The organism is Streptomyces sp. NPDC023527, from assembly GCF_055560115.1.
Map to the genome: position 1 here is coordinate 314,366 of NZ_JBVHJJ010000003.1, position 22,359 is coordinate 336,724.

17 protein-coding genes are annotated in these 22,359 nt (G+C 71.9%); 5 read left to right on the plus strand and 12 right to left on the minus strand.

What is annotated here, in order from left to right; translation table 11 throughout:
* Window positions 1-132: 132 nt before the first annotated feature.
* The 4 genes from ACZ303_RS08415 to ACZ303_RS08430 form a co-directional block, all read right to left on the minus strand.
* Entirely contained in the window at window positions 133-1,263 is a 1,131-nt protein-coding gene (locus ACZ303_RS08415) for an ADP-ribosylglycohydrolase family protein (protein ID WP_467336406.1), read from the minus strand.
* 67 nt (window positions 1,264-1,330) lie between these two features.
* Window positions 1,331-2,425: a DUF8017 domain-containing protein gene (locus ACZ303_RS08420; protein ID WP_467336408.1), complete on the minus strand. Its 1,095-nt coding sequence runs from the start codon at window positions 2,423-2,425 to the stop codon at window positions 1,331-1,333.
* A 214-nt stretch (window positions 2,426-2,639) separates the two neighbouring features.
* On the minus strand, window positions 2,640-5,234 hold the full coding sequence (locus ACZ303_RS08425; RefSeq protein ID WP_467336410.1) for a bifunctional FO biosynthesis protein CofGH: 2,595 nt from the start codon (window positions 5,232-5,234) through the stop codon (window positions 2,640-2,642).
* 127 nt (window positions 5,235-5,361) lie between these two features.
* On the minus strand, window positions 5,362-6,219 hold the full coding sequence (locus ACZ303_RS08430; RefSeq protein ID WP_467336412.1) for a TIGR03619 family F420-dependent LLM class oxidoreductase: 858 nt from the start codon (window positions 6,217-6,219) through the stop codon (window positions 5,362-5,364).
* 248 nt (window positions 6,220-6,467) lie between these two features.
* On the opposite strand from ACZ303_RS08430, the gene ACZ303_RS08435 reads away from it, so the two are divergent.
* On the plus strand, window positions 6,468-8,000 hold the full coding sequence (locus ACZ303_RS08435) for a CehA/McbA family metallohydrolase (RefSeq protein WP_467336699.1): 1,533 nt from the start codon (window positions 6,468-6,470) through the stop codon (window positions 7,998-8,000).
* Window positions 8,001-8,108: 108 nt separating this feature from the next.
* Here the strand turns inward: ACZ303_RS08435 and ACZ303_RS08440 are convergent, their stop codons facing one another.
* Window positions 8,109-8,756 (minus strand): DUF6415 family natural product biosynthesis protein, encoded by a 648-nt coding sequence (locus ACZ303_RS08440; protein ID WP_467336414.1) that lies wholly within the window; start codon window positions 8,754-8,756, stop codon window positions 8,109-8,111.
* Window positions 8,757-9,029: 273 nt separating this feature from the next.
* Between ACZ303_RS08440 and ACZ303_RS08445 the strand changes: the two genes are divergently transcribed.
* Together ACZ303_RS08445 and ACZ303_RS08450 are read left to right on the plus strand one after the other, a co-directional pair.
* On the plus strand, window positions 9,030-9,899 hold the full coding sequence (locus ACZ303_RS08445) for a helix-turn-helix domain-containing protein (RefSeq protein ID WP_467336416.1): 870 nt from the start codon (window positions 9,030-9,032) through the stop codon (window positions 9,897-9,899).
* Window positions 9,889-10,284: a DUF397 domain-containing protein gene (locus ACZ303_RS08450; RefSeq protein WP_467336418.1), complete on the plus strand. Its 396-nt coding sequence runs from the start codon at window positions 9,889-9,891 to the stop codon at window positions 10,282-10,284. Before ACZ303_RS08445 ends, ACZ303_RS08450 begins: the two co-directional genes overlap by 11 nt.
* A 92-nt stretch (window positions 10,285-10,376) precedes the next feature.
* Here the strand turns inward: ACZ303_RS08450 and ACZ303_RS08455 are convergent, their stop codons facing one another.
* Complete coding sequence (locus tag ACZ303_RS08455) at window positions 10,377-10,586, minus strand: hypothetical protein (protein ID WP_467336420.1); 210 nt, start codon at window positions 10,584-10,586, stop codon at window positions 10,377-10,379.
* Between the two features lie 250 nt (window positions 10,587-10,836).
* Here ACZ303_RS08455 and ACZ303_RS08460 point away from each other — a divergent pair, with 250 nt between their 5' ends.
* Window positions 10,837-11,424 (plus strand): YceI family protein, encoded by a 588-nt coding sequence (locus tag ACZ303_RS08460; RefSeq protein ID WP_467336422.1) that lies wholly within the window; start codon window positions 10,837-10,839, stop codon window positions 11,422-11,424.
* A 4-nt stretch (window positions 11,425-11,428) separates the two neighbouring features.
* On the opposite strand, the gene ACZ303_RS08465 is transcribed toward ACZ303_RS08460, so the two are convergent.
* From ACZ303_RS08465 to ACZ303_RS08490, 6 genes are all read right to left on the minus strand, one after another.
* Entirely contained in the window at window positions 11,429-12,988 is a 1,560-nt protein-coding gene (locus tag ACZ303_RS08465; RefSeq protein ID WP_467336424.1) for an APC family permease, read from the minus strand.
* A 227-nt stretch (window positions 12,989-13,215) separates the two neighbouring features.
* A complete protein-coding gene (locus tag ACZ303_RS08470) occupies window positions 13,216-14,967 on the minus strand; it encodes an N-acyl-D-amino-acid deacylase family protein (RefSeq protein ID WP_467336426.1) in 1,752 nt (583 codons plus the stop codon).
* A gap of 230 nt (window positions 14,968-15,197) precedes the next feature.
* Window positions 15,198-16,319: an LLM class flavin-dependent oxidoreductase gene (locus ACZ303_RS08475; protein ID WP_467336428.1), complete on the minus strand. Its 1,122-nt coding sequence runs from the start codon at window positions 16,317-16,319 to the stop codon at window positions 15,198-15,200.
* 121 nt (window positions 16,320-16,440) lie between these two features.
* Complete coding sequence (locus ACZ303_RS08480; protein WP_467336431.1) at window positions 16,441-17,229, minus strand: SDR family NAD(P)-dependent oxidoreductase; 789 nt, start codon at window positions 17,227-17,229, stop codon at window positions 16,441-16,443.
* 72 nt (window positions 17,230-17,301) lie between these two features.
* Window positions 17,302-18,264, minus strand: coding sequence for a TIGR03619 family F420-dependent LLM class oxidoreductase (locus tag ACZ303_RS08485; protein WP_467336433.1), 963 nt, complete (start codon window positions 18,262-18,264; stop codon window positions 17,302-17,304).
* 128 nt (window positions 18,265-18,392) lie between these two features.
* Complete coding sequence (locus tag ACZ303_RS08490; RefSeq protein WP_467336435.1) at window positions 18,393-19,226, minus strand: DUF4231 domain-containing protein; 834 nt, start codon at window positions 19,224-19,226, stop codon at window positions 18,393-18,395.
* 262 nt (window positions 19,227-19,488) lie between these two features.
* On the opposite strand from ACZ303_RS08490, the gene ACZ303_RS08495 reads away from it, so the two are divergent.
* Window positions 19,489-22,320, plus strand: coding sequence for a TIR domain-containing protein (locus tag ACZ303_RS08495; protein WP_467336437.1), 2,832 nt, complete (start codon window positions 19,489-19,491; stop codon window positions 22,318-22,320).
* Window positions 22,321-22,359 lie beyond the last annotated feature (39 nt).

The following is a 22,359-nucleotide window of genomic DNA, read 5'->3' on the forward strand; positions in this document are numbered from 1 at the left end:
AGATCCCTTCACCATCGATAGTGCGGTTCCGCGCGGAGCCCTCTCGCCAGGCACCCCGACCTGGCCGAGAGGGCTCGGCCGTGTCGAGGGTCCTGTGCTGTCGCAATGCCCCCGGCACGCCGTGCGGGCCCGCTAGCGCAAGGTACGGGGGTAGCGGGTAAGCCAGGCGGCGGAGGGGTCGGTGGGGCCGTGCAGCGCCGGACCCTGGGTCAGCTCCATCGCAAAATCGTCGGCGAGTTCGAGAATCGTCGCCCGGCCCTCCAGCTCGGCCAGCCACGCGGGCGGCAGCGCCGTCTCGCCGTGCACCGCGCCGAGGAGATTGCCGCAGAGCGAGCCGGTGGAGTCGGAGTCGCCGCCGTGGTTGACGGCGAGCAGCAGACCGTGGCGCAGGTCCTCGGCGACGAGCGCGCAGTAGACGCCCATGGCCAGGGCCTCCTCCGCCACCCATCCCTGACCGAGGGACTCCAGCCGCTCGGCCGTCGGCAGGCCCTGACGTACGGCCGCGAGCGCGCCCTGGAGCGCCTCGGTGGTCTCCTCGTGGCCCGGGTGCTCGGCCAGCAGGGCCAGGGCCCGCTGGACCGAGCTCTCCAGGGCCTCGCCGCGCGCGGCACCGTGCACGATGGCCGCGAAGGCGCCGGCGGAGAGGTAGCCGGAGGGGTGGCCGTGGGTCTGGGCGGCGCACTCGGCCGCGAGCTGGAAGACCAGTTGGGGCTCCCAGCCGACGAGCAGCCCGAACGGCGCCGAGCGCATGACCGCGCCGCACCCCTTGGACTCCGGGTTCTTGGGCGCCTGGAGGGTGCCCATGACGTCATCGGCGAGGCCGGACAGACAGGCGTTGCCGGGCGCCCGCTGCGCGTACAGCCACTCCTCGCGCGCCAGCCATCCCGCGTCGGCCGTGCGCTCGTCGGGGCCCCGGTGGCGCTGGGTGGCGGCCCAGCGCAGATGCGCCCGGTGGACGTCCGTCGGCGGGTGCCAGGCCCCGGTGTCCCGGCGCACATGGGCCCGTATCAGCCCCTCGACCGTGAAGAGCGTCATCTGGGTGTCGTCGGTGACGGCGCCGCGCCGCCCGTACGCGGTGACGTAGTCGGTCACCCCGGCCGGCCCGTGCGCGGCGCGGATCGCGGACAGGGACTCGAATTCGATCCCCGCGCCGAGCGCGTCGCCGATCGCCCCGCCGAGCAGACAGCCGCGCACCCGGGCCCGGAAGTCCTGCCAGTCCGCCCTGCTCCAGAGCGCGATGCGCGCGCCGGCGGTCGTGGTCATGTTCTGGCCTCCTGCGTCACGGTGTCGGACTGATCCAGCACTGTATTCGAGCGTTGGTGATCAGTACTCAGCCCTTGTCCGGCCGGACGGTGCTCATGATCTTGTCGATCTGCGCCTCGGAGAGCGCGTCGGGCACCCCCTGGTCGGCGTAGATCACCCAGCCGTGGAAGGTGCCGTCCGGCATCTTCCGGGCGATGCTCTTGACGATCGCGGAGGGCGGGACGCAGGCGCTCGGGCGGTGCGTGACGGTCACCTTCGCGGTGGCGGTGTAGCCATCGATGCCGTTCTTCTTCCACGGCACGGCCTTGCCGACCTCGATCTTCGGCTTGTCGGCGCCCACGCCGCCGTAGGCCATGACGCCCCAGTTGCCGGCCCAGTTGACGGCGTTCTGCTCGATGGTCCCGTCCGTACCGCCGCCGGTGGTGCCGACCGTGGCGAGCTGGCCCTTGCCCGCCTCGCCGACGGAGTCGGGGTTGGCGCTGGAAGAACAACCGCCCTCGCGGTAATTGGCGGTGCCGGTCATCACGACCACGGGCTTGCCGTTGTCGGTGTACGAGACGGCCGTGTCCGACGGCAGCGTCTTCCACCGCTCGGACGTGCCGGGCACGTCGTACTGGAAGTGGTGCTCGGCCCGCTTCTGCGTCTGCCACCCGGCGACCATGGGCTGACCGTCCTTCGGCGCGGTGCCGCCCTCGGCGGGCTGGGCGGGCTTCTCGTCGGTCCCGCCCTTCTCCCCCTTCTCACCCTTGCCGCCCTGCTGCGCGGGGGCGCCCGTGGCCTGCTCGCTCTTCTTGTCGTCGTCGCCGCTTCCCTTGAGGAGGAAGAAGGCGCCGCCGCCGATGACCGCGAGGGCGACTACGCCTGCCGCTATGGCGAGGAGCGTTTTGTTGTTGCCGCCCGAGGGGCCCTGCGGGGGCTGGTACGGCTGCTGCGGCGGCCCCTGCGGAGGCTGCTGCTGGTACGGGCCCGGGGGCGCCGGGGGCGGGGGCGGCGAGGGCACCGCCGGCTGTGCGAAGACCGTCGGCTGGGCGTGGACGCCGCCGCCGGGCGGGGGCGGGGGCAGTTGCACGGCCGGCTGGTCGACGGCGGTGGGCTCCGGGGCGCCGCCGCCGTGGGGGTGCTGGGGCTGGTGGGGCTGTGGGGGGTTCTGGGGCCAAGACATGCGGGCCACCCTAAGTGGCGGACTGTTGCCGTCCAGTCGGAGCCTGTCGACAAGTCGGCAACATCCTGGATTTTCCCCAGCCCCGCCCCTTCCCGAATCCGGGGGCAAGCCCCCGGGCCCCCTTGGCCTCAACCGCCGGCCGGGCTTGATTTCCTGCCCCGCCGCGCCTGGCTTTCCGCCCCGGCCACATCCAGCCCGTCCGGCGGTTGGACCGTCAGTCGCCCAGCACCGGCAGCAACTCCGGCAGGTGCCCGTCCGACGCCATCGCAGCCGCCTGGCGCTCAGCCGATACCTCCCCGTACAACGTCGTCCTCGGCCGAGCCGCCCGCCCAGCCGAATCCGCGATAGCGACAAGGTCGCGGATCGAGCGGTACGAGCCGTAAGAGGACCCCGCCATCCGCGAGATGGTCTCCTCCATCAGCGTCCCGCCCAGATCGTTCGCGCCCGAGCGCAGCATCTCCGCCGCGCCCTCCGCGCCCAGCTTGACCCAGCTCGTCTGGATGTTGGGGATGTGCGGGTGCAGCAGCACCCGGGCCATGGCGGTGACCGCGCGGTTGTCCCGCATGGTCGGGCCGGGGCGGGCGATGCCGGCGAGGTAGACGGGGGCGTTGGTGTGGATGAAGGGGAGGGTGACGAACTCCGTGAAGCCGCCCGTCTCCTTCTGGATCTCGGTCAGCTGCCGGAAGTGGCCGAGCCAGTGGCGGGGCTGGTCCACATGCCCGTACATCATCGTGGAGGAGGAGCGGAGGCCCACCTCGTGCGCGGTCTTGACGACCTCGACCCAGGTGGCGGTCGGCAGCTTGCCCTTGGTGAGGACCCAGCGGACCTCGTCGTCGAGGATCTCGGCGGCCGTGCCCGGGATGCTGTCGAGCCCGGCCTCCTTCGCGGCGGTGAGCCACTCGCGGATGGACATGCCGGTGCGGGTGGCGCCGTTGACGACCTCCATCGGCGAGAAGGCGTGCACGTGCATGCCGGGGACGCGTTCCTTGACCGCCCGCGCGATGTCGAAGTAGGCGGTGCCCGGCAGGTCGGGGTGGATGCCGCCCTGCATGCACACCTCGGTCGCGCCGAGCCCCCACGCCTGCTCGGCCCGGTCGGCGACCTGGGACAGGGACAGGGTGTAGGCGTCGGCGTCCGTGCGGCGCTGGGCGAAGGCGCAGAAACGGCAGCCGGTGTAGCAGACGTTGGTGAAGTTGATGTTCCGCGTGACGATGTACGTGACGTCGTCGCCGACCGTCGCGTGCCGCAGGTCGTCGGCGACGCGGCAGAGGGCGTCCAGGGCGGGCCCGTCGGCGTGCAGCAGGGCCAGGGCCTCGGCGTCGGTCAGCCGGGTGGGGTCGTCGGCGGCCTGCTTGAGCGCCTGGCGCACGTCGGCGTCGAGACGGGACGGGACCATGCCGGGGGCCGCGGCCTCGCGCAGGGCCTCCCAGTCGCCGTAGACCTCGTCGAAGTCCTCGCGCCGGTCGGCGGTGCGGCCCTCGGTGTCGATGGTGTGGTGCAGGTCCGTGCGGCCCGCGGCGACGAACACGTCCTCGGGCTCCTGCCAGGGGTGGCCCTCGACGACGGCGTCCTCGCGCGCCAGGCCCGTCTCCGGGTCGGCCAGGGCGCGGACGTGCGGCAGCAGGCGGGGGTCCAGCCAGGGCTCGCCGCGCTGGACGAACTCGGGGTAGACGGCGAGGCGTTCGCGGAGCTCGAAGCCGGCGGCGGCGGAGCGCTCGGCGAGTTCGTCGATGAGCGGCCAGGGCTGCTCGGGGTTGACGTGGTCGGGGGTGACCGGGGAGACGCCGCCCCAGTCGTCGATACCGGCGCCGATGAGCTTCTCGTACTCGCCGGCGACCAGGTTGGGCGGGGCCTGGAGGCAGGCGGCGGGGCCCATGATGTGCCGGGCGACGGCGACGGTGGCGACCAGGTCGTCGAGCTCGGCGTCCGGCATGCCGCGCATCGCCGTGTCCGGCTTGGCGCGGAAGTTCTGCATGATGAGTTCCTGGATGCCGTGGTAGGCACGGGAGACGCGGCGCAGCGCGAACAGCGACTCCGCGCGCTCCTCGTACGTCTCGCCGATCCCGATCAGCAGCCCGCTGGTGAAGGGGACGGAGCTGCGCCCGGCGTCCTCCAGGACGCGCAGCCGGACGGCGGGCTCCTTGTCGGGGGAGCCGTGATGCGGGCCGCCGGGCTCGCTCCACAGCCGGGTGGCGGTGGTCTCCAGCATCATGCCCATCGACGGGGAGACCGGCTTCAGGCGCTGGAAGTCCGTCCAGGACATGACGCCGGGGTTGAGGTGCGGCAGCAGCCCGGTCTCCTCCAGGATGCGGATCGACATGGCCCGTACGTACGCGATGGTGTCGTCGTAGCCCTCGGCCTCCAGCCACTCGCGGGCCTCGGGCCAGCGGTCCTCGGGCTTGTCGCCCAGGGTGATCAGGGCTTCCTTGCAGCCCAGTTCGGCGCCGCGGCGGGCGATGGCGAGGACCTCGTCGGGGGACATGAACATCCCGTGACCGGCGCGGCGCAGCTTGCCGGGGACGGTGGCGAAGGTGCAGTAGTGGCACTTGTCGCGGCAGAGGCGGGTGAGGGGGATGAAGACGCTCTTCGAGTAGGTGATGACGCCGGGCCGCCCGTGCTGTTCCAGGCCCGCGTCCCGCACCCGTGCGGCGGACGCGCACAGATCGGCGAGGTCGTCACCGCGCGCCTGGAGCAGCACGGCGGCCTCGGTGACGTCCAGAGCCACTCCGTCGCGGGCGCGCCTCAGCGCGCGCCGCATGGCGTTCGCGGTCGGTGTCGCCTGCTCGGGTTCCTGCGCGCTCGAAGTCATTGTCCGAGCATACGAGCGGGCGCAATCCGGGAAGGGGCGTGGAGACCCGTCGTTCCGTGTGCCTCTCGTCACGCCAGACGGAGGCAGCCTCCGCAGCGGTCGCGGCCACTCCGACCTGGGGAAACCCTCACAGGAAGTCCGCGTGCGCGTCCAGGGCCCGCAGCACCTCCGACTCGTCCGCCGACGGCAGCCCCACCACGACCTCCCGCAGCCCCAGTTCGGCGTAGTGCACGAGCTTCCCCGCCGAGGGCCGCACGGCGTACGGCACCACCTCCGGCTCCCCCGGGCGGCCCGCCTCCGTCCACACCCGGCGCAGCACCGGCAGCGCCTCCGCCAGACCGCTGCCGCCGATGGGCAGCCAGCCGTCCGCGTATTCCGCGATGTGCGCGAACAGCTTCGGCCCGGCGGCCCCGCCGATCAGCACGCGCGGCCCCACCAGCGGCTCCGCACCCTCGCGCGCCCGGGCCGGGGTCAGCGGCTTGGGATGCGCCCAGCTCGCCCGTACGGACTCGAACTCGCCCTCGTAGGCCGTCGGTTCCTCCGCCCACAGGGCTCGCATCAGCGCCATCCGGTCGCGTACCAGGTCGCGCCGCCGTCTCCAGTCCACGCCGTGATCGGCGGCCTCCTCCACGTTCCAGCCGTAGCCGATGCCCAGCGTGAAGCGGCCGTCGCTGAGGAAGTCGAGCGTGGCGGCCTGCTTGGCGAGCACGATCGGGTCGTGCTGGGCGACGAGCGCGACGCCGGTGCCGAGCGTGATCCGCTCGGTGACGGCGGCCGCCTGGGCGAGCGCGACCATCGGGTCGAGGGCGCGCCCGTACTCGGGCGGCAGCGGCTCCCCCATGGGCGAGGGGGTGTCCCGGCTGGCCGGAATGTGGGTGTGCTCGGGCAGATAGAGCCCGTCGAAGCCGCGCTGCTCCAGCTCGCGCGCGAGCCGGACCGGGCTGATCGTCTCGTCCGTGAGAAAGACCGTGGTGGCGATCCGCATGCGGGGAGGCACCTCCGTCGTAACGTGGCGTGGGGCGGCGTGGGGTCACCGTATGCCCTGCGGCGCGCGGCGGATCCCGAACGGGGCGGTACGCCATGCGACTGTCGTAATCCGGTCCCCCGGGTGGACTTCCCGGCCACGACGGCGCCCACGCGACCGCGGACCGCAATCCACCCGCCCGTACCCGTTCCCGCGCACGCCACCCGGGCGTACAACGGTGTCCCCACGCCACTGCGGAGGCACGGATGATGAACCGACGCGACCTTCTGAAGCTGACCGCCGTCGCCGGCACGGCCGGCGTGTCCACCCTCGACCCCGTGACGTTCGCCCGCGCCGACGGGCCCGCGCGGCCCGGCACGGAGGAGTCCCGCAAGGTCACCGGGCGGCTGCCGACCGGCGCCCCGGACTTCGTGTACCTCCCTGTGGAGGTACCGCGCGGCGTCCGCGAGATCGCCGTCTCCTACGCGTACGACAGACCCGCCGTGCCGCCCGGCACCACCGGCAACGCCTGCGACATCGGCATCTTCGACGAGCGCGGCACGGACCTGGGCGGGGCGGGCTTCCGCGGCTGGTCGGGCGGGGCGCGCACGGAGTTCGCGATCTCGGCGGAGCGCGCCACGCCGGGCTATCTTCCCGGGCCCGTGCGCCCCGGCACCTGGCACGTGTGCCTCGGCCCGTACACCGTCGCGCCACAAGGCCTGGCGTACGAGGTGACGGTCACCCTGCGGTACGGGGCGCCGGGCACGACGCCGGAGCCGGTGTACCCGCCGCAGCGCGCCAAGGGGCGCGGGCGCGCCTGGTACCGCGGCGACAACCACCTGCACAGCGTGCACTCCGACGGACTGCGCACCCCGGCCGGGATCGCGGCGGCGGCGCGGGCGGCCGGACTGGACTGGATCACGACGACGGAGCACAACACGAGCGCCGCGCACCGGGCGTGGGAGGGCCTGTGGGGTGATGACCTGCTGATCCTCACCGGCGAGGAGGTGACGACCCGCAACGGCCACGTCGTCGCGCTCGGCATCGACCCCGGCGTCTTCGTCGACTGGCGCTACCGCGCCCGCGACAACGCCTTCGGCCGTTTCGCCCGTGCGATCCGCCGGGCGGGCGGCCTGGTCGTACCGGCCCATCCGCACGCCACCTGCGTCGGCTGCAACTGGAAGTTCGGCTTCGACGACGCCGACGCGGTGGAGGTCTGGAACGGCCCGTTCACCCCCGACGACGAGGTCACGATCGCGGAGTGGGACAACACCCTCGTCGCGGCGGCCCGCGACGGCGGGCGCTGGCTGCCCGCCATGGGCAACAGCGACGCCCACCGCGAGCCCCAGACCGTGGGCCACCCGCAGACCGTCGTACTGGCCGAGGAGCTCTCCCGCCCGGCCCTCCAGGCGGGCCTCCGCGCCGGACACAGCTGGATCGCGGAGTCCTCGGCCGTCCGGCTGGCCTTCACGGCGGCGGGCGGGCGCGGCGCCCACGCCGGAATCGGCGACCGCCTGCGGGCCGACCGCGACGCGGAAGTGACGGTCCGGCTGGAGGTGACGGGCGTGCCGGCCGACTGCCAGGCGTCGTTCGTGACGGACCAGGGCCGGCTCCTGACCACACCGGTCCCGGCGAACGGCCGGGTGGAGTGGCGCACGACCCCCTCGTACGCGGCGTACGTACGGGCTGAGGTGCGACGACCGGCGGCGGACGGGGGGACGTCGGGGGTGCCGGGGCCGATGGTGGCGATGACGAACCCGATCTTCCTGGGCCGGGACGAGGGGCCGGGCCCCGGCCGGTGACCTGAGGACTTCCTCCAGGAGGACGTCTTCGGCCGACGCGACGGCCGCGCGGCGCTGAGCGGCCGCGTCGGGCGCGGCGCGCCGCTCGTCCCACCTGGGCATGCCCGGCTACTTCCCGCGCGCCCCGGAACCCGGCTGCGGCACCTGACCGTCCGCGTGCCCGGGCGGCGGCGTGCCCTTGCCGTCGGCGTGAACGGCGTCCCGGTGCTCCGCCAGCCGGGCATCGGCGCGCCGCATCCCGGCCCAGTCGTGCCGGAGCTCCAACCGGTGGCGCACTCGGGCGAGTTCCAGGCATACGACGCAGGTCTCGCCGGGCCCGAGTGCGATGACGGCGGGCCCGCAGGAACCGGTCACCGCGACGCCTCCCGTGCCCTGCAGCCGCCGCTGCTGGCGGAGCAACGCCTCCGCGCCCCAGCCGAGGCTCCTGGCGAGGGTGATCGCCGAGGTGTACCCGTCGCCGGGCCCGAGCCCGAGCCGGTAGCGCGCCTCCGCGACGACGGCGAGGGCGTCCAGGCGGACCGGGTCGTCCACGGGCCGGCCGCGCACGGTGGCTTCCACGACCGGGAGCGTCGCGCTCATGTACGCACGGAGCCGGTCGGTGAGCGCGCGCATCCGTTCGGGGGTCGGCAGCATGCGGTGCATGGAGGTGGCTTCGCGGATGACGTCTTCGATCTCCGCTCGCATCCGCGTCGGGTCCGGCGACGGGGTGAGGGCGTGTCCTGCGCCAGGGCGGGCGGTGTAAGGGAAGAAGGGCATGGTCGGCTCCTTCATGAGCGGTGAGGGGATTCGCGCCGATGGCTCAACCACCGTTTCGCAGCGGCGACCGCACCTGCAAGCTCGGCCAACATTCCCGCCAAAAATGGCATATGACAGAACCAGGGCATGGCTTGTACAGCCAGGAACAGGGAGTGCGAGACTGCCAACAGAGCGGTCTCCAAAGGCCAACAGGGGCCCGCCGAGCACCATCTGGGGCGCGCCACGGCGATACAGGGGCGCGACGGCCGAGCAAGGCATCGGGAGGGCTCAGAGTTGGCAGCACGACGCGGTCCGACGTTCCGCCGGAGAGAGCTGGGCAAGGAGCTCAAGCGCCTGCGAGAGAGGAAGGGATACAGCACCAAGGAGGCCGCCGCGGCCATTGAGAGCTCGGAAACGAAGCTCAACCGGGTCGAGAGCGGCCACAACCAACTGCCCAAGGTTCGTGACCTGGATGACCTGCTCGTGCTGTACGGAGTCGAGGATCGCGTCGACCGCGAACACCTGCTGACACTTCACCGGGAGTCGCTCAGCGCGGACTGGTACAGGCCGTACCGGCATTCCATGCCGTCAGGAGAGTATCTGTACGCGGGGTTGGAATCCGATGCCTCCGCCATGCGCGCATGGCACCCTCAGGCCATCTTCGGACTCCTGCAGAGCGAGAGCTACGCCCGGGCTCTGTACATGACGTCGAAGCCGGTCGACGAGAGGACGACCGAGTTCGTCGAGGAGAACGTGGCTCTTCGCATGGAGCGGAAGCACATCATCCACGGAGACAACCCGATCGAACTGCGCGTGATCCTTGACGAGGCCACGCTACGCCGAGTGATCGGCGGTCCCGACGTCATGCGTGACCAGTACGAGGAGATCGAGAAGATGGCCGCACTCGATCACGTGACGGTTCAGATCCTTCCGCTGAATCTGGCGACGTACCGCGCATTCGACAACTTCGTCATTCTGGACTTCGACGCCGCGCTGGAACCCGTCGTCATGCACGAAAGCCCATCCGCGATGACGGTGTCCGACAAGCCACGCGAGGTCTGGCGGCACGCCAGGAAGTTCGATGCCATGCGAGAGGGCGCTCTGGCCCCGGCCAAGACCTCCGAATTCCTGCACCGCCTAGCGGAGGAACTCGATGAAAACTGATACTCGTCCGACAGCGTCGGAAGTAGCCGACGAGGAATCCTGGTTCAAGTCTTCCTACAGCACCGACAACGGCGGCATCGGCTGCGTCTCGGTCACGGTGCTGCCCAAGCGAATCGGCATACGCGACTCCAAGCAGGACGACGGCCCAGCCGTCATCGTGCCGACCACCGCATGGGCCTCGTTCATCGACGAGGTCCGGTCCGGCCAGCACGACCACTGGGTCAGGTCTTCCTACAGCAACGCCGGACAGAACTGCGTCGAGCTCGCCTGCCGGGCGGACCGGATAGCCATCCGCGACTCGAAGCAGAGGAACGGTCCCGCCCTCACCATTCCCGCTGCCGCATGGGCCTCGTTCATCGACGAGGTCCGGTCCGGTCGGCTGTGACCACGGCCCCCGCAGGGGCAACGCGGAGAGGCCAGGGCGGTGTTGCCGGCTGGGGCCGTGGCCTCTCCGCGGGTGCGGCGGTATCAGGTGGGTCAGACAACGGGGGCAAGGGGGTTCGGCACTTCGAGGAACCGGACGCCTCCGGGGCCGCTGAGGCCGATCGTGCCATTCGCGTCCGCGCCGGCAAAGCCGAGGATGCTGATGTGGGTGGCGGCATGGGCCGGTGCGGCCAGCGCAGCGGCACCGGCGGTGAGCAGGATGCTGGTGGCGAGGGCGGCGGCGGCGCGCTTGAAGGGGGTCACGGACTCTCCTCTGTCGATCACGCGTGGCGGGTGCACGAGATCTTTCCGGCCATGTTGTCCGACAAACGACGGCATCCCAGGGTGCGGTAGCGCGGCCACCGCACCCGTACACGCGTGAGCGCCGGTGCGCGCTGCCATCCACCGGCGCTCGCACGCACCCTGCGCGCTGCCGTCACGGCCGGGAAGGCCCCCCGCTCCCACCAGCCCTATCCTGGCTGCAGGGGGCGCCCGTCCGTGCCAGGGAGCTGCCATGGCCACGACCAGATGGTTCTTCGAGCCCGGCCACACCGGCGCGGAGTTCCGCGCGAGACACATGATGGTCACCTATGTGCGCGGCCAGCTCAAGAACGTGCAGGGGACCCTGGAGGTCGACCCCGACGAGCCGGAGAAGGCCCGCGTCGAGGCGACGCTCGACGCGACACAGGTCTACACCGGCCAGCCGCAGCGCGACGCCCACCTGCGCAGTGCGGACTTCTTCGACGTCGAGAACCACCCGACGTGGAGTTTCTCCGGATCCCGGGTCCATCAGGCGAGCGCGACGGAGTTCGAGGTCAGTGGAGATCTCACCGTTCGCGGGGTGACACGTCCGGTGACGTTCGACGTCACCTATCTGGGGCAGTGGGACACCCCCTGGTGGGAGGGCGACAAGAACATGGGCCCCAGGCGACGCGCCGGTTTCGTCGCTCACACACGCATCAACCGCCACGACTTCGGCGTGAGTTGGAACGACGTGGTCGACCGTGGCGGAGTGGTCGTCAGCGCCATGGTCGACGTCACCGTCGACGTCGAGGCGGTCCTGGATCCGGCCCCGGAGGCCGGCGGAACAGCCGCCGCCTGACCTCTCAGTCCTCGACCACCAGCGCCGGTGTCGACCGCGTCAGGACCTCGCCCCGGAAGAACGCCGGGCTGCGGCGCCGCATCACCAGCATCAGCACCACGCCGAGCAGCAGCAGCCCCACCCCGATCACGAAGACCGAGCCGACGCCGAGGACCGCGCTCCCGCTCCCGTACGCCGGGTCCCACATGTCGTACAGCGTCTTGCCGAAGACCGCGGCGAGGAGCAGCCCGCCCAGCGTCGGGAAGACGCCCTTGAAAAGCGCGTCGCGGGCCGATCGGCGCAGGTCGGCGCGGAAGTACCAGGCGCAGGCGAAGGCCGTGATCGAGTAGTAGAAGCAGATCATGAGGCCCAGGGCGTAGACCGTGTCGATCAGGACGTTCTCGCTGAGGAAGCTCATCACGGCGTAGAAGACGCCGGTGGCGATGCCCGCGGCGACCGTGGCGCGGCCCGGGGAGCGGAAGCGCGGGTGGATGCGGGTGAAGGAGGGCGGCAGCGCCTCGTACGCGCTCATGGCCAGGACCGTGCGGGCAACCGGCAGGAACGTCGTCTGCAAGCTGGCGGCCGCGGACGCCAGGACGGCGACGAAGAGCAGGACGCCCAGAACCGTGCCCAGGACGGGGTCGGCGAGGGCGGCGAAGACGTTGCCGACGGTGTCGGGATTGCCGAGGCCGGTGCCCTCCTCGCCGACGCCGGCGAACATCTGCGTGGCCACGGCGGTCAGCAGGTACGAGCCGACGAGCACCACCATGGCGATGAGCGCGGCGCGGCCGGGTGTCTTCGCGCTGCCTTGCGTCTCCTCGTTGACCGTAAGGCAAGCGTCCCAGCCCCAGAACATGAAGATCGAGAGGGAGAGCCCGGCGGTGAAGGCGGCGAAGGACTGGACGGCGAAGGGGTTCAGCCAGGTCCAGGAGAAGTCGATGGAGCCGTTCAGGCCACCGGAGCGGGCCTTGACGAGCGCCATGGCCGCGAAGACGGCGAGGACGGCCAGCTGCAGGCCGACGAGGGCGTACTGGACGCCCTTGGTCGCGGTCATGCCGCGGTAGCTGATGGCGGTCGCGACGGCGATGAAGGCGAGGCACGTCACGACGTGCACGGGACGGCTCTCGTCGAGAGAGGCGTTCGCCTCGCTGCCGGTGATCTCGCCGAGGAGGAGGTAGAAGAAGGAGGTCGCGACGCCCGCGAGGTTGGACAGCACGATGATCGTCGCGATGACCAGGCCCCAGCCGCACATCCAGCCGACGCGGGGGCCGAACGCCTGGACGCTCCAGGTGAACGACGTGCCGCAGTCGGGCACGGCCTTGTTCAGCTCGCGGTAGGCGAAGGCGACCAGCAGCATCGGCAGGAAGCCGGCGAGGAAGACGGCGGGCATCTGCACGCCGACCTGGCCGACGGTCGGGCCGAGGGTGGAGGTCAGGCAGTAGACGGGCGCGACGGTGGAGATGCCGATGACGGCGCTGCCGAGCAGGCCGACGGAGTTGCCGCCGAGGCCCTTGGCACGTCCGGTACCGGGGCCGACGCTCGTCACCGTGTCTCCGGCCCGGGGCCGTGGCGCTGTCTGAACCATGAGCAGGACGTTAGGTGCTGCTGTTTCCGTATCCGGAGGTTCACGATCCAGTCTTCGAACCTTGAACCAATCGATCAACAGGGCGAGTTGACCTGGCAAAGAAAGGGGAAGGCGAGGTTACGACCGGTAACACGCAGGTGTGTCACCCGACCGCAGCTCTACGGGAATCGCACCGGCGCACCCTTTGTCCCGGTTCAAAAATTTCCCGTGCCCCTCCCGGCAGCCGGTCACGTCCCCACCGTCTCCGTGTCCCGCCCCGACCGGAGCACCACACCCGGCACCGCCCCCGTCATCACGTCGTGCCGCACGGTCTCCACCCCGTTGACCCGTACGCTCACCACCCCCACCGCCCGCGAGTCCAGCCGCGGGCCGTCACCCGGCAGGTCGTGGACGAGCGTGGCCGGGCCGGCGTCCACGCGGGCCGGGTCGAACAGCACGAGGTCGGCGCACCACCCCTCCGCGATCCGGCCGCGGCCGCGCAGGCCGAAGAGGCGCGCGGGGTCGTCGGTCAGCATCCGTACGGCCGTCTCCAGCGGCAGCAGCCGGCGCCCGCGCAGGCAGTCGCCGAGGAAGCGCGTCGTGTACGGCGCCCCGCACATCCGGTCCAGGTGCGCCCCCGCGTCCGAGCCGCCGAGCAGGACGTCCTCGTGCGCCCAGGTGCGGCGGCGCAGCTCCCAGCTGGCGGGGTCGTTGTCGGTGGGCATCGGCCACAGGACCGTACGGAGCTCGTCGGCGGCGCAGATGTCCACCAGGCAGGCGAAGGGGTCGATGCCGCGCTCGGCGGCGATGTCGCGGACGACCCGGCCGGTGAGGCCCTCGTTCTCCTTGGCGTACGTGTCCCCGATGACGTACCGCCCGAAGTCGGCCAGCCGGCGGAACACCCCGGCCTCCTCGCTGTTCGCGTGCCGCAGCAGCTCCGCCCGTACGGACTCCTCCCGCAGCCTGTCGATGCGCCGCGGCACGGGCAGGCCCAGGACCTCGCCCCAGCCGGGGATGAGGTTGAGGGCGCAGAAGGTGCCCAGCGACATGTTCATGGGGGTGAGGATCGGCATGGTCAGCGCCACGATCCTGCCGCCCGCGGCGCGGGCCCGGGCGCTCGCGGAGAGCTGGCGGGGCACGCGCTCGGGGACGGCGGCGTCGACGGTGAGGACGTTCCAGTTCAGGGGCCGGCCGGCGGCGGCCGTCATCTCCGCCAGGAGGCTGATCTCGGCGTCCGAGAAGCGGTCCAGGCAGCCGGAGACGATGGCCTCGATCTGTGAGCCCTCGTGCTCGCCGACGGCGCGGGAAAGGGCGATCAGTTCGGCGGGGAGCGCGTGCCGGGAGGCCACGGGTCTGCCGTCGCCGTCGGAGTGGGTGGACGACTGGGTGGTCGACAGCCCCCACGCGCCGGCGTCCATCGCCTCGTGCAGCAGCGCGGTCATCGCCGCCAGCTGCCGCGCGTCGGGCTGCCCGCCCACGGCGTCCGGGCCCATCACATGGCGGCGCAGCGCGCAGTGCCCCACCATGAACCCGGCGTTCACGGCGATGCGTCCGTCCAGCGCGTCGAGGTACTCGCCGAACGCCGACCACGTCCAGGGCGCGCCCTCTTCGAGCGAGGCCAGCGACATGCCCTCGACCCTGCTCATCATCCGGCGGGTGTAGTCGGCGTCGGCGGGCCGCTCCGGGTTGAGCGGCGCGAGCGAGAAGCCGCAGTTGCCGCCGACGACGGTGGTCACGCCGTGGCTCATGGACGGGGTGGCGTAGGGGTCCCAGAAGAGCTGCGCGTCGTAGTGCGTGTGCGGATCGACGAACCCCGGCGCGAGGACGAGCCCGGAGGCGTCCTCCTCGGTCCGCGCCCGCTCCCCCACCCGCCCCACGAGCGTCCGCCCCGGCACCCCGATCACCGCGATCCGCCCGTCACGTATCCCGACATCGGCAAGATAGGAGGGCCCTCCGGTGCCGTCGACGACGGTGGCGCGCCTGATCAGGTGATCGAGCATGGGACCTCTCACCTCGGTCTCGGGTCGCGGGATGTGATTCACGTGAAGGACGCCCGGGCGCCGGAATCGGTCTTCGCCCGCCGCAGATGAACGACGACGGGCGCGAAATCAAGCCCGTCCGGCGTTTGAGGACACCCGGCCGGTAGGCCGGGACGGAAGGCCAAGGCCGGAGGCCAGGGGCCGGGGCGACGCTCCGGGAGGCGCCGCCCCGACGAATAGCGAACCCGGAATCAGCCCGCTTCGCGGAACCGCGAGGTTCGATGCACGGGATCCGTATCGATCTTCGGAACGACGTGCTCCCCGATGAGCCGAATCGTCCGCATCGTGTCCTCGTACGGCACCCCGATCGGCAGCCCGAAGGACAGCTGGTCCGCGCCCGCCTGCTCCCACCGCTTGCACTGCCGGAGGACCTCGTCCGGGTCGCCGCAGATCATCAGCTCCTCGGCGATGAGCAGTTCGATGATCTCCTCGCTGTACTCCGGCAGCAGCTCCGGCCACCGCGGGATCCCCTCGGGACGGGGGAACGTGTCGTGGTAGCGGAAGAGCAGCGACTGCAAGTAGTGCAGCCCGCCCCGGCCCGCGATCGCGACGGCCTCGGCGTGCGTCTCGGCGCAGATCGCGGTGGAGGTGACCATGACGCTGTCGTTGACGAAGGCCCCGACGGGCTCGGCCCGTTCGATCGCCGACTTGTAGGAGTCGACCACCCACTCCATGTCGGAGACCTTCTGCACGCTGAAGCCGAGGACGCCGAGCCCCTTGCCGGCCGCCATGGCGTACGAGGAGGGGGAGCCGGCCGCGTACCACATGGCCGGGTGGGCCCGCCCGTACGGCTTGGGCAGCACCTTGCGCGGCGGCAGGGACCAGTGCTTGCCCTGGAAGCCCTGGTACTCCTCCTGGAGCCACATCTTGGGGAATTCGGCGATCGTCTCTTCCCAGATCTCCTTGGTCAGGTCCATGTCGGTGATGCCCGGCAGGAACCCGAGGATCTCGTGGCTGCCCGCGCCCCGGCCGGTGCCGAACTCGAAGCGCCCGCCGGAGAGGTGGTCGAGCATGGCGGCCTTCTCGGCGACCTTGGCGGGGTGGTTGACCTGCGGCAATGGGTTGAAGATGCCGGAGCCGAGGTGAATGCGTTCGGTCGCGTGCGCGAGATAGCCGAGGAATACGTCATTCGCGGAGAGGTGCGAGTACTCGTCCAGGAAGTGGTGCTCGGAGGCCCAGGCGTACTTGAAGCCGGACCGATCGGCCTGGATGACGTACTCCGTCTCCTCCAGCAGCGCGTGGTGCTCGGCCTCGGGGTCGGTCCGCGACCGGCTCGCCGGAACATAGCCCTGAACAAAGATCCCGAATTCCAAGGAGGTTCACCGTCCGTCCCTAGATTTCTGACGGTACGTCAGATCAGTTGGGGAGACTCTGGCACCGGTGCCATGGAGCGTCAAGAGAGGGAGCGCGGCGCCCGCCGGGCCCGCGTCGGCGTCAGAGGAACAGCGGCGCCCCCGCCAGCCAGCCCCCGTCCAGCACGAACGGCTGCCCGGTGGCGTACGAGGAGTCGTCCGCCGTCAGGAACAGCGCCAGCCGCGCCACCTCGTCCGCCCGCCCGGCCCGCCCCAGCGGCACCACCTTCCGGTACAGCCCGGCGGCGGCCTCGGCCGCCCGTACGGGGTCGGCGCCGGGGTCGAGGTACGCCGGGTTGGTCATGGGGGTGTCGATGGCGCCGGGGCACATGGCGTTGACGCGGATGCCCTTGTCGGCCAGTTCCAGCGCCGCCACCCGCGTCATCGCGACGACGGCCGCCTTGGTCGCCGCGTAGGAGGTGAGGAGGGCGATGCCTGAGAAGGCGATGTACGAGGCGGTGTTGACGATCGTCCCGCCACCGGCCGCCGCGAGCTCGGGCGAGGCCTCCCGCATACCGAGGAAGGTGCCGAGCTGGTTGACGCGCACCACGTCCAGGAACTCCTCGCGCGGGGTGTCGACCAGCTCGTTGTAGCGGATGATGCCGGCGTTGTTGACCAGGCCGTCGAGCTTCCCGAAGGTCTCCTTGGCGGTGCGGACGGCCGCCGTCCAGTCCGCCTCCTCGCCCACGTCGAGATGCACGTACGCGGCCGAGGACGGGCCCAGCCCGTCCGCGACGGCCCTCCCCTGCTCGTCCAGCACATCCGCGAGGACGACCTTCGCCCCCTCGGCGGCGAAGAGCCGCGCTTCCTGCTCCCCCTGGCCGCGCGCCGCACCCGTGACGAGCACGACGCGGCCGTCGAGTTTGCCCATGTGGCGGTTGCCGCCTTCCTTGTCGGCGTACGGATCGGACCGTGCCCGGCGCCCGAGGACCGGCCTCGGCGCCTACTCGCGAAGCAGCGGCGCCACCCCGTCGGCGAACGCCTCCATCTGCTCCAAGAGTTCACCGACCCCGCGGCAGCGAAACCGCACCTGGATCTGATCCACGCCCATCCCGCCGTAAACCCGCAGCGACTCCGCGAGCGTCCCCGGCCTGCCGGTCAGGGTGCGTGCACCCGTGTCCCAGGCGGGCGTGCCGACATACAGCGGCTCGGTGATCGCGCCGACGGCGAACGGGCCGTCGAGCCCGGCCTCCTCGCGGTGCCGGCGCAGGGTGGCGACGCGGCGGGGCAGGTCCTCGCGGCGGTCGCCCTGGGAGAGCCACCCGTCACCGCGCAGGGCGGCCCGGCGCAGCGCGGCGGGCGAGGAGCCGCCGACCCAGATGGGCGGCCGGGGCGTACGGGCGGGCCGGGGCGCCTGTCCGAGCCCCCGGAAGGCGAAGCGGCGGCCGCTGAACTCCGGGAACTCGGAGGGGCCGAGGGCCGCCTTCAGCGCGTCGACCGTCTCGTCCAGGATCGCTCCGCGCCGCTCGAAGTCCACGCCGAGGGCCTCGAACTCCTCGCGCACGTGCCCGGCGCCGACCCCGAGGACGAGCCTTCCGTGCGCGAGCCGGTCGACGGTGGCGTACTGCTTGGCGAGGACGAGAGGGTGCCGCAGGGCTGCCACGGTGACGTGGCTGAGCAGCAGGGTGCGTTCGGTGACGGCGGCGAGGTGGGCGAGGGTGGCCACGGGGTCGTACCAGACGGTGCCCATGGCGGCGGCCAGGCGGGTGGGGACGGCGACGTGGTCGCAGGTGGCGAGGTAGGCGAAGCCGAGCCGGTCGGCGGCCCCGGCGATCGTCCGCAGTTCGGCGGGGCCGGCCTCGACCTCCCAGGGCTCGGCGTAGAGGGTGCTGAGTGAGGTGATGGGCAACTGCATCCCGTACGCCAACCGGCCCTCGGGCAGGACCCGCAATCCATCGACACCCATGGCACCTCCCACCGCCGACTGACGCTTCGTCATGTGCAGGTGCTGCGGGGCCATGCTCTTGGCTTGCGGGCCGACAGGCAAGGGGCGCGGGCGGATCTCCGGTGGCGCCGCACCGTGCCCCGGTGGCGCTACACCGTGCCCCGCGCGGCCCGCCACATCGTGTGCTCGCGGCTGATGGCCTCCTCGGCGTCGGCGACCTCCCGGGCCCAGGCGGCCTCGTCGGTGGTCAGGGTGAGCCGCTGGTGGACGATGCTGAGCTCGGTCGCCGCGAAGGTGTAGGCCCTGCCGAGCGCCTCGTACTGCCGGACCGCGAACCAGGCGGCTCCGGCGCCCAGCACCGCCGCCAGCACGCCGGGCAGGTCGAACTCCACCCATCCGATCAGCCGCAGCGCCGCCGCGATGACCCCGAGCCCCTCGACGGCGATCAGGACCAGGCGCCAGCGGTGGGCGAGGGTGGTGTTGAGCTCGGCCTTGCTGCCGTACCACTGCTGCTGGTCCTCGATGCGGCCCTTGAGATACGCGCTCTTGCGGACCTCGAAGTCGCTCTCGCGCAGGCGGTTCATGGCGTCCGTGGCGGCCATCGACCCCACGGGGACGATGCTGCTGACAGGGGCCTCACGCAGCAGCACCTCCAGCCGCTCATGGAACTTCCGCGCGGCAAGGGCGGCTTGCAGCGGCGCCGGGAACGGCTTGCCCGCCACCGCGTACCGCCAGGCCAGCGTCTTGGTGGATTCAGCCAGCGCCCGCCCGTCGTACCAGGACTGCTCCGGGCGCTCCGCCAGCATCCACACCTCGAGGCAGACGGTGCCGACGAACGCCAACAGCACCACCGCGACGGCGGCGGTCATGCTGAACGCGGCACCCACGGCGGCGAGGACCGCCAGCACGAGCCGCCATTTGGTGACGGACATATACCGCCGCTGCCCCGCGATGGAGGCGGTGTCGGCGGCTCGGAACACCACGGGGAAATCGTCGTCGCCCAGAATCGGCCCACCGCTCACGCCCGGCCCCCGCCCTCGTGTCCGCTCACACCCCCGAAACGGAGGGGATTTTACGGCCGTAAAGGGGCCGGTGTCCGGGGAATGGGCAGGTCCGGCTGCGCCCGGGGGAATTCCCTGTCGGGCGCCCGCATATGTGCGCGTTCATCCCTCGTTTCGGTATCGCCCGACGGTGGGATAACCGAAAACAAGCCATGGGCCGGGGGGCCATGGGCGAGGGGGAGCGATGGGGAAGCGTGACGGGACTGCCGTCGATCAGGGTTGTCGGTACGACGCGTTCATCTCGTACAGCCATGAGGCCGACAGCGCGAAGGCAGTGCGTCTGAGGAGAGGGCTCCAGAGTTTCGCCCGGAACTGGCGCCAGTTACGGGCCCTACGGATCTTCCTCGACAACGCCTCGCTCTCGGCCGACCCGGCGCTGTGGGACGCGGTCCGGCGAAGCCTGGCCGATTCCGGGACCTTCATCCTGCTCGCCTCCCGGGACGCCGCCGATTCGGAGTGGGTGGCGCGGGAGGTCGAGTGGTGGCGGGCCGGCCCCAGGGCGCGGCAGGCGCTGGTCGTGGTGACCGACGGCGAGCTCGCGTGGGACCACGTCGCGGGGGACTTCGACTGGGACCGCACCGATTGCGTTCCGCCTGCCATGCGGGGGATGTTCGCCGAGATGCCGCGCTGGGTGGACCTGCGCTGGATGACGGAGGAGGACAGCGGCTCGCTGCGGGACGAGCGCTTCCTGAGGTGTGTGGCCGACCTGGCCGCCCCGCTCCACGGGCGCCCCAAGGAAGACCTGATCGGCGAGGACGTCACCCAGCACCGCAGACTCCGGCGGGCCACGCGGGGCGCGATCGCCGTCGTCACGGCGCTGGCCGTCACGGCGGGCATCACGTCGGTGGTCGCCTTCCAGCAGCGGGACGCCGCGCGGAAGCAGACCCGGGTCGCGACGTCACGGCAGCTGGCGGCGACAGCGCTCAACCTCAGCAGGGACGACTTGGGGCTGGCGTCACTGCTGGCCGTGGAGGCGCACCGGCTCCAGGACACACCGGAGGCCGCCGCCGCCCTGCACCAACTGGCCACCGCCAGCCCCCATCTGGTGCGGTTCGTGACGAGCGGCGCGGAGGTCGGCAAGCTCGCCTTCAGCCCGGACGGCGGCCTGGTGGCCGTCGGCGACACGGACGGCGGGGTGACGCTCTGGAGCGGTGACGGGAGCGCCGTACGGGGCCGGACGGCGCTGCCGGGGGCGGTGACGGCGCTGGCGTTCAGTGGGGACGGGAAGTCCTTGGGCGTCGGGGACGACGCGGGGCATGTCGGGGTCTACGGGGTGGCGGGGAGGAAGATGCGGCAGCTGGCATCGGTGCCGGGTCCCACCACGTCCCTGGCCTTCCAGCCGAAGGGCGGGCACCTGGCCGTGAGCAGCAGGGACGGGACGGTGTCCCTCTACGCGAACGCCAGGGACAAGACCAAGACGGCACGGCCCACCCCTTATGCCGACTACGTCTCCTTCTGGGATGACGGCACCCGTCTGCTCTCGCTGGGGGCCAGCGGCGCGGGGACCCTGCTGTCCGTGCCCTCGCTGGAGAAGGCCGGCGAGGGCTGGTCGCGCATCACACCGGCCGGGCACTTCGCGGAAGCCTCGTCCCCCAGCGGGACCTGCTTCGGGTTCATCAAGCACGGAAACCCGAGCGTCGCCGCGGCTGCCAGGGACGCGTCCCATGCGGACCCGTCGGCCACGCGGTGCGGGCGGCTCCCCAAGCTGGCCAACCAGGAGGCCCGCCTCTTCGCTCTCGCCGACGCGGGCCGGATGGCGGTGGCGACGGCCTCGGGGATCACGGTGGCCGACGCGCCCCGGGCCGGTTCCGATGTGCCGGGTGAGATCCAGGAGCTCACCGGCATCGGCACGCCGTCGGTGCTGGAGTTCTCGCCGGGCGACGGCAGGAGACTGGCCTCCGCCGGTGGCCGGACGGTCGCACTGTGGGATTTCGGCCGGCCGTCCCGTGTGGCGCACTCGCACGGCCTGGAGATCCCGGACGGGGCGACCATGCCGATCACCGTCCCGCTGGCCGTCGGACCGGGCGGCCGCATCGCCTGGAGCTGGCAGGGCGAGGGCCTCTACGGGCAGTCGTTCCGCGTCCGGTCGACGAAGGACCGCGCGGACATCACCGGCGGGGATCCCCGAACAGCCTCGTACTACTCCCTGGCGTTCACCCCCGACGGCAGGTCGCTCTACGCCGGCGGCGACGGGGAGATCCGGACATGGCGCCTCTCGGGGAATCGGCTCAGCGATCGCGGAACCGTGCCTCTGCCGACGGAAAAGGGCAGGTACTTCAACGCCGTACTCGCCATCGCCCCGGGCCGGGACGGGACCGTGGTCGCGACGACGCAGGACGGGGCCGTGCACGTCGTGGACCCCGGGACCGGTGAGGTGCGGACCGTGGTGCCCAAGAGCATGCCGGATCCGAACGACATGCTGGCCGGTGCCTTGAGCGCCGACGGACGTACCGCGGCGATCGCGACCCTCAAGGGTGATGTGGACCTCTACGACCTTCCGTCCGGCCGCAGGCTCCGGACGGTGACCCTCGGCGGCGAGCGGACCGACGAATTCGTCCTGGCCGCCGGGACGCGGTCCCTCTACATGCGGGGCCGGAAGCGGACCTTCGCCCGCTGGGACATCGATGAGCAGCGCTTCCGCTGGCGTACGGACGGTGCCGGCGCCCGGGAGGTGGAGGTGGGCGCGGACGGTGGCGACGTCCTCACCCTGGCCTCCGACGGCACCGTCACCCGCTGGGGCGCGGACCGCGGAGAGAGGCTGAGCAGCTTCACCCTCCCCAAGGCGGCCGGGTCCATGGGCGGCGACGTCGGCACGGGCGACCAGACCGGTCTGGCGCTCGCCCCCGACGAGGACACCCTGTGGACCGCCACGGAGGGCGGCGAAGTCCTCTCCTGGGACGTGTCGGAGGAGTCCTGGATCCGCACCCTGTGCCGCACCGCCGGACGCGACATGACCGACGACGAATGGCACCGCTACGTACGCACTGCGCGCCCCTCCCGTCCCACCTGCGACTGAGCCGCCGCTCTCCTCGCTCGCCGTTTCGACCTCGTTCGA

Excerpts from the sequence above, each read along its gene's own strand:
- ACZ303_RS08415 (WP_467336406.1), bottom strand. The coding sequence starts at position 1,263 with ATGACCACGACCGCCGGCGCGCGCATCGCGCTCTGGAGCAGGGCGGAC.
- ACZ303_RS08420 (WP_467336408.1), bottom strand. The coding sequence starts at position 2,425 with ATGTCTTGGCCCCAGAACCCCCCACAGCCCCACCAGCCCCAGCACCCC.
- ACZ303_RS08425 (WP_467336410.1), bottom strand. The coding sequence starts at position 5,234 with ATGACTTCGAGCGCGCAGGAACCCGAGCAGGCGACACCGACCGCGAAC.
- ACZ303_RS08430 (WP_467336412.1), bottom strand. The coding sequence starts at position 6,219 with ATGCGGATCGCCACCACGGTCTTTCTCACGGACGAGACGATCAGCCCG.
- ACZ303_RS08435 (WP_467336699.1), top strand. The coding sequence starts at position 6,468 with ATGAACCGACGCGACCTTCTGAAGCTGACCGCCGTCGCCGGCACGGCC.
- ACZ303_RS08440 (WP_467336414.1), bottom strand. The coding sequence starts at position 8,756 with ATGCCCTTCTTCCCTTACACCGCCCGCCCTGGCGCAGGACACGCCCTC.
- ACZ303_RS08450 (WP_467336418.1), top strand. The coding sequence starts at position 9,889 with ATGAAAACTGATACTCGTCCGACAGCGTCGGAAGTAGCCGACGAGGAA.
- ACZ303_RS08460 (WP_467336422.1), top strand. The coding sequence starts at position 10,837 with ATGGCCACGACCAGATGGTTCTTCGAGCCCGGCCACACCGGCGCGGAG.
- ACZ303_RS08465 (WP_467336424.1), bottom strand. The coding sequence starts at position 12,988 with ATGGTTCAGACAGCGCCACGGCCCCGGGCCGGAGACACGGTGACGAGC.
- ACZ303_RS08470 (WP_467336426.1), bottom strand. The coding sequence starts at position 14,967 with ATGCTCGATCACCTGATCAGGCGCGCCACCGTCGTCGACGGCACCGGA.
- ACZ303_RS08480 (WP_467336431.1), bottom strand. The coding sequence starts at position 17,229 with ATGGGCAAACTCGACGGCCGCGTCGTGCTCGTCACGGGTGCGGCGCGC.
- ACZ303_RS08485 (WP_467336433.1), bottom strand. The coding sequence starts at position 18,264 with ATGGGTGTCGATGGATTGCGGGTCCTGCCCGAGGGCCGGTTGGCGTAC.
- ACZ303_RS08495 (WP_467336437.1), top strand. The coding sequence starts at position 19,489 with ATGGGGAAGCGTGACGGGACTGCCGTCGATCAGGGTTGTCGGTACGAC.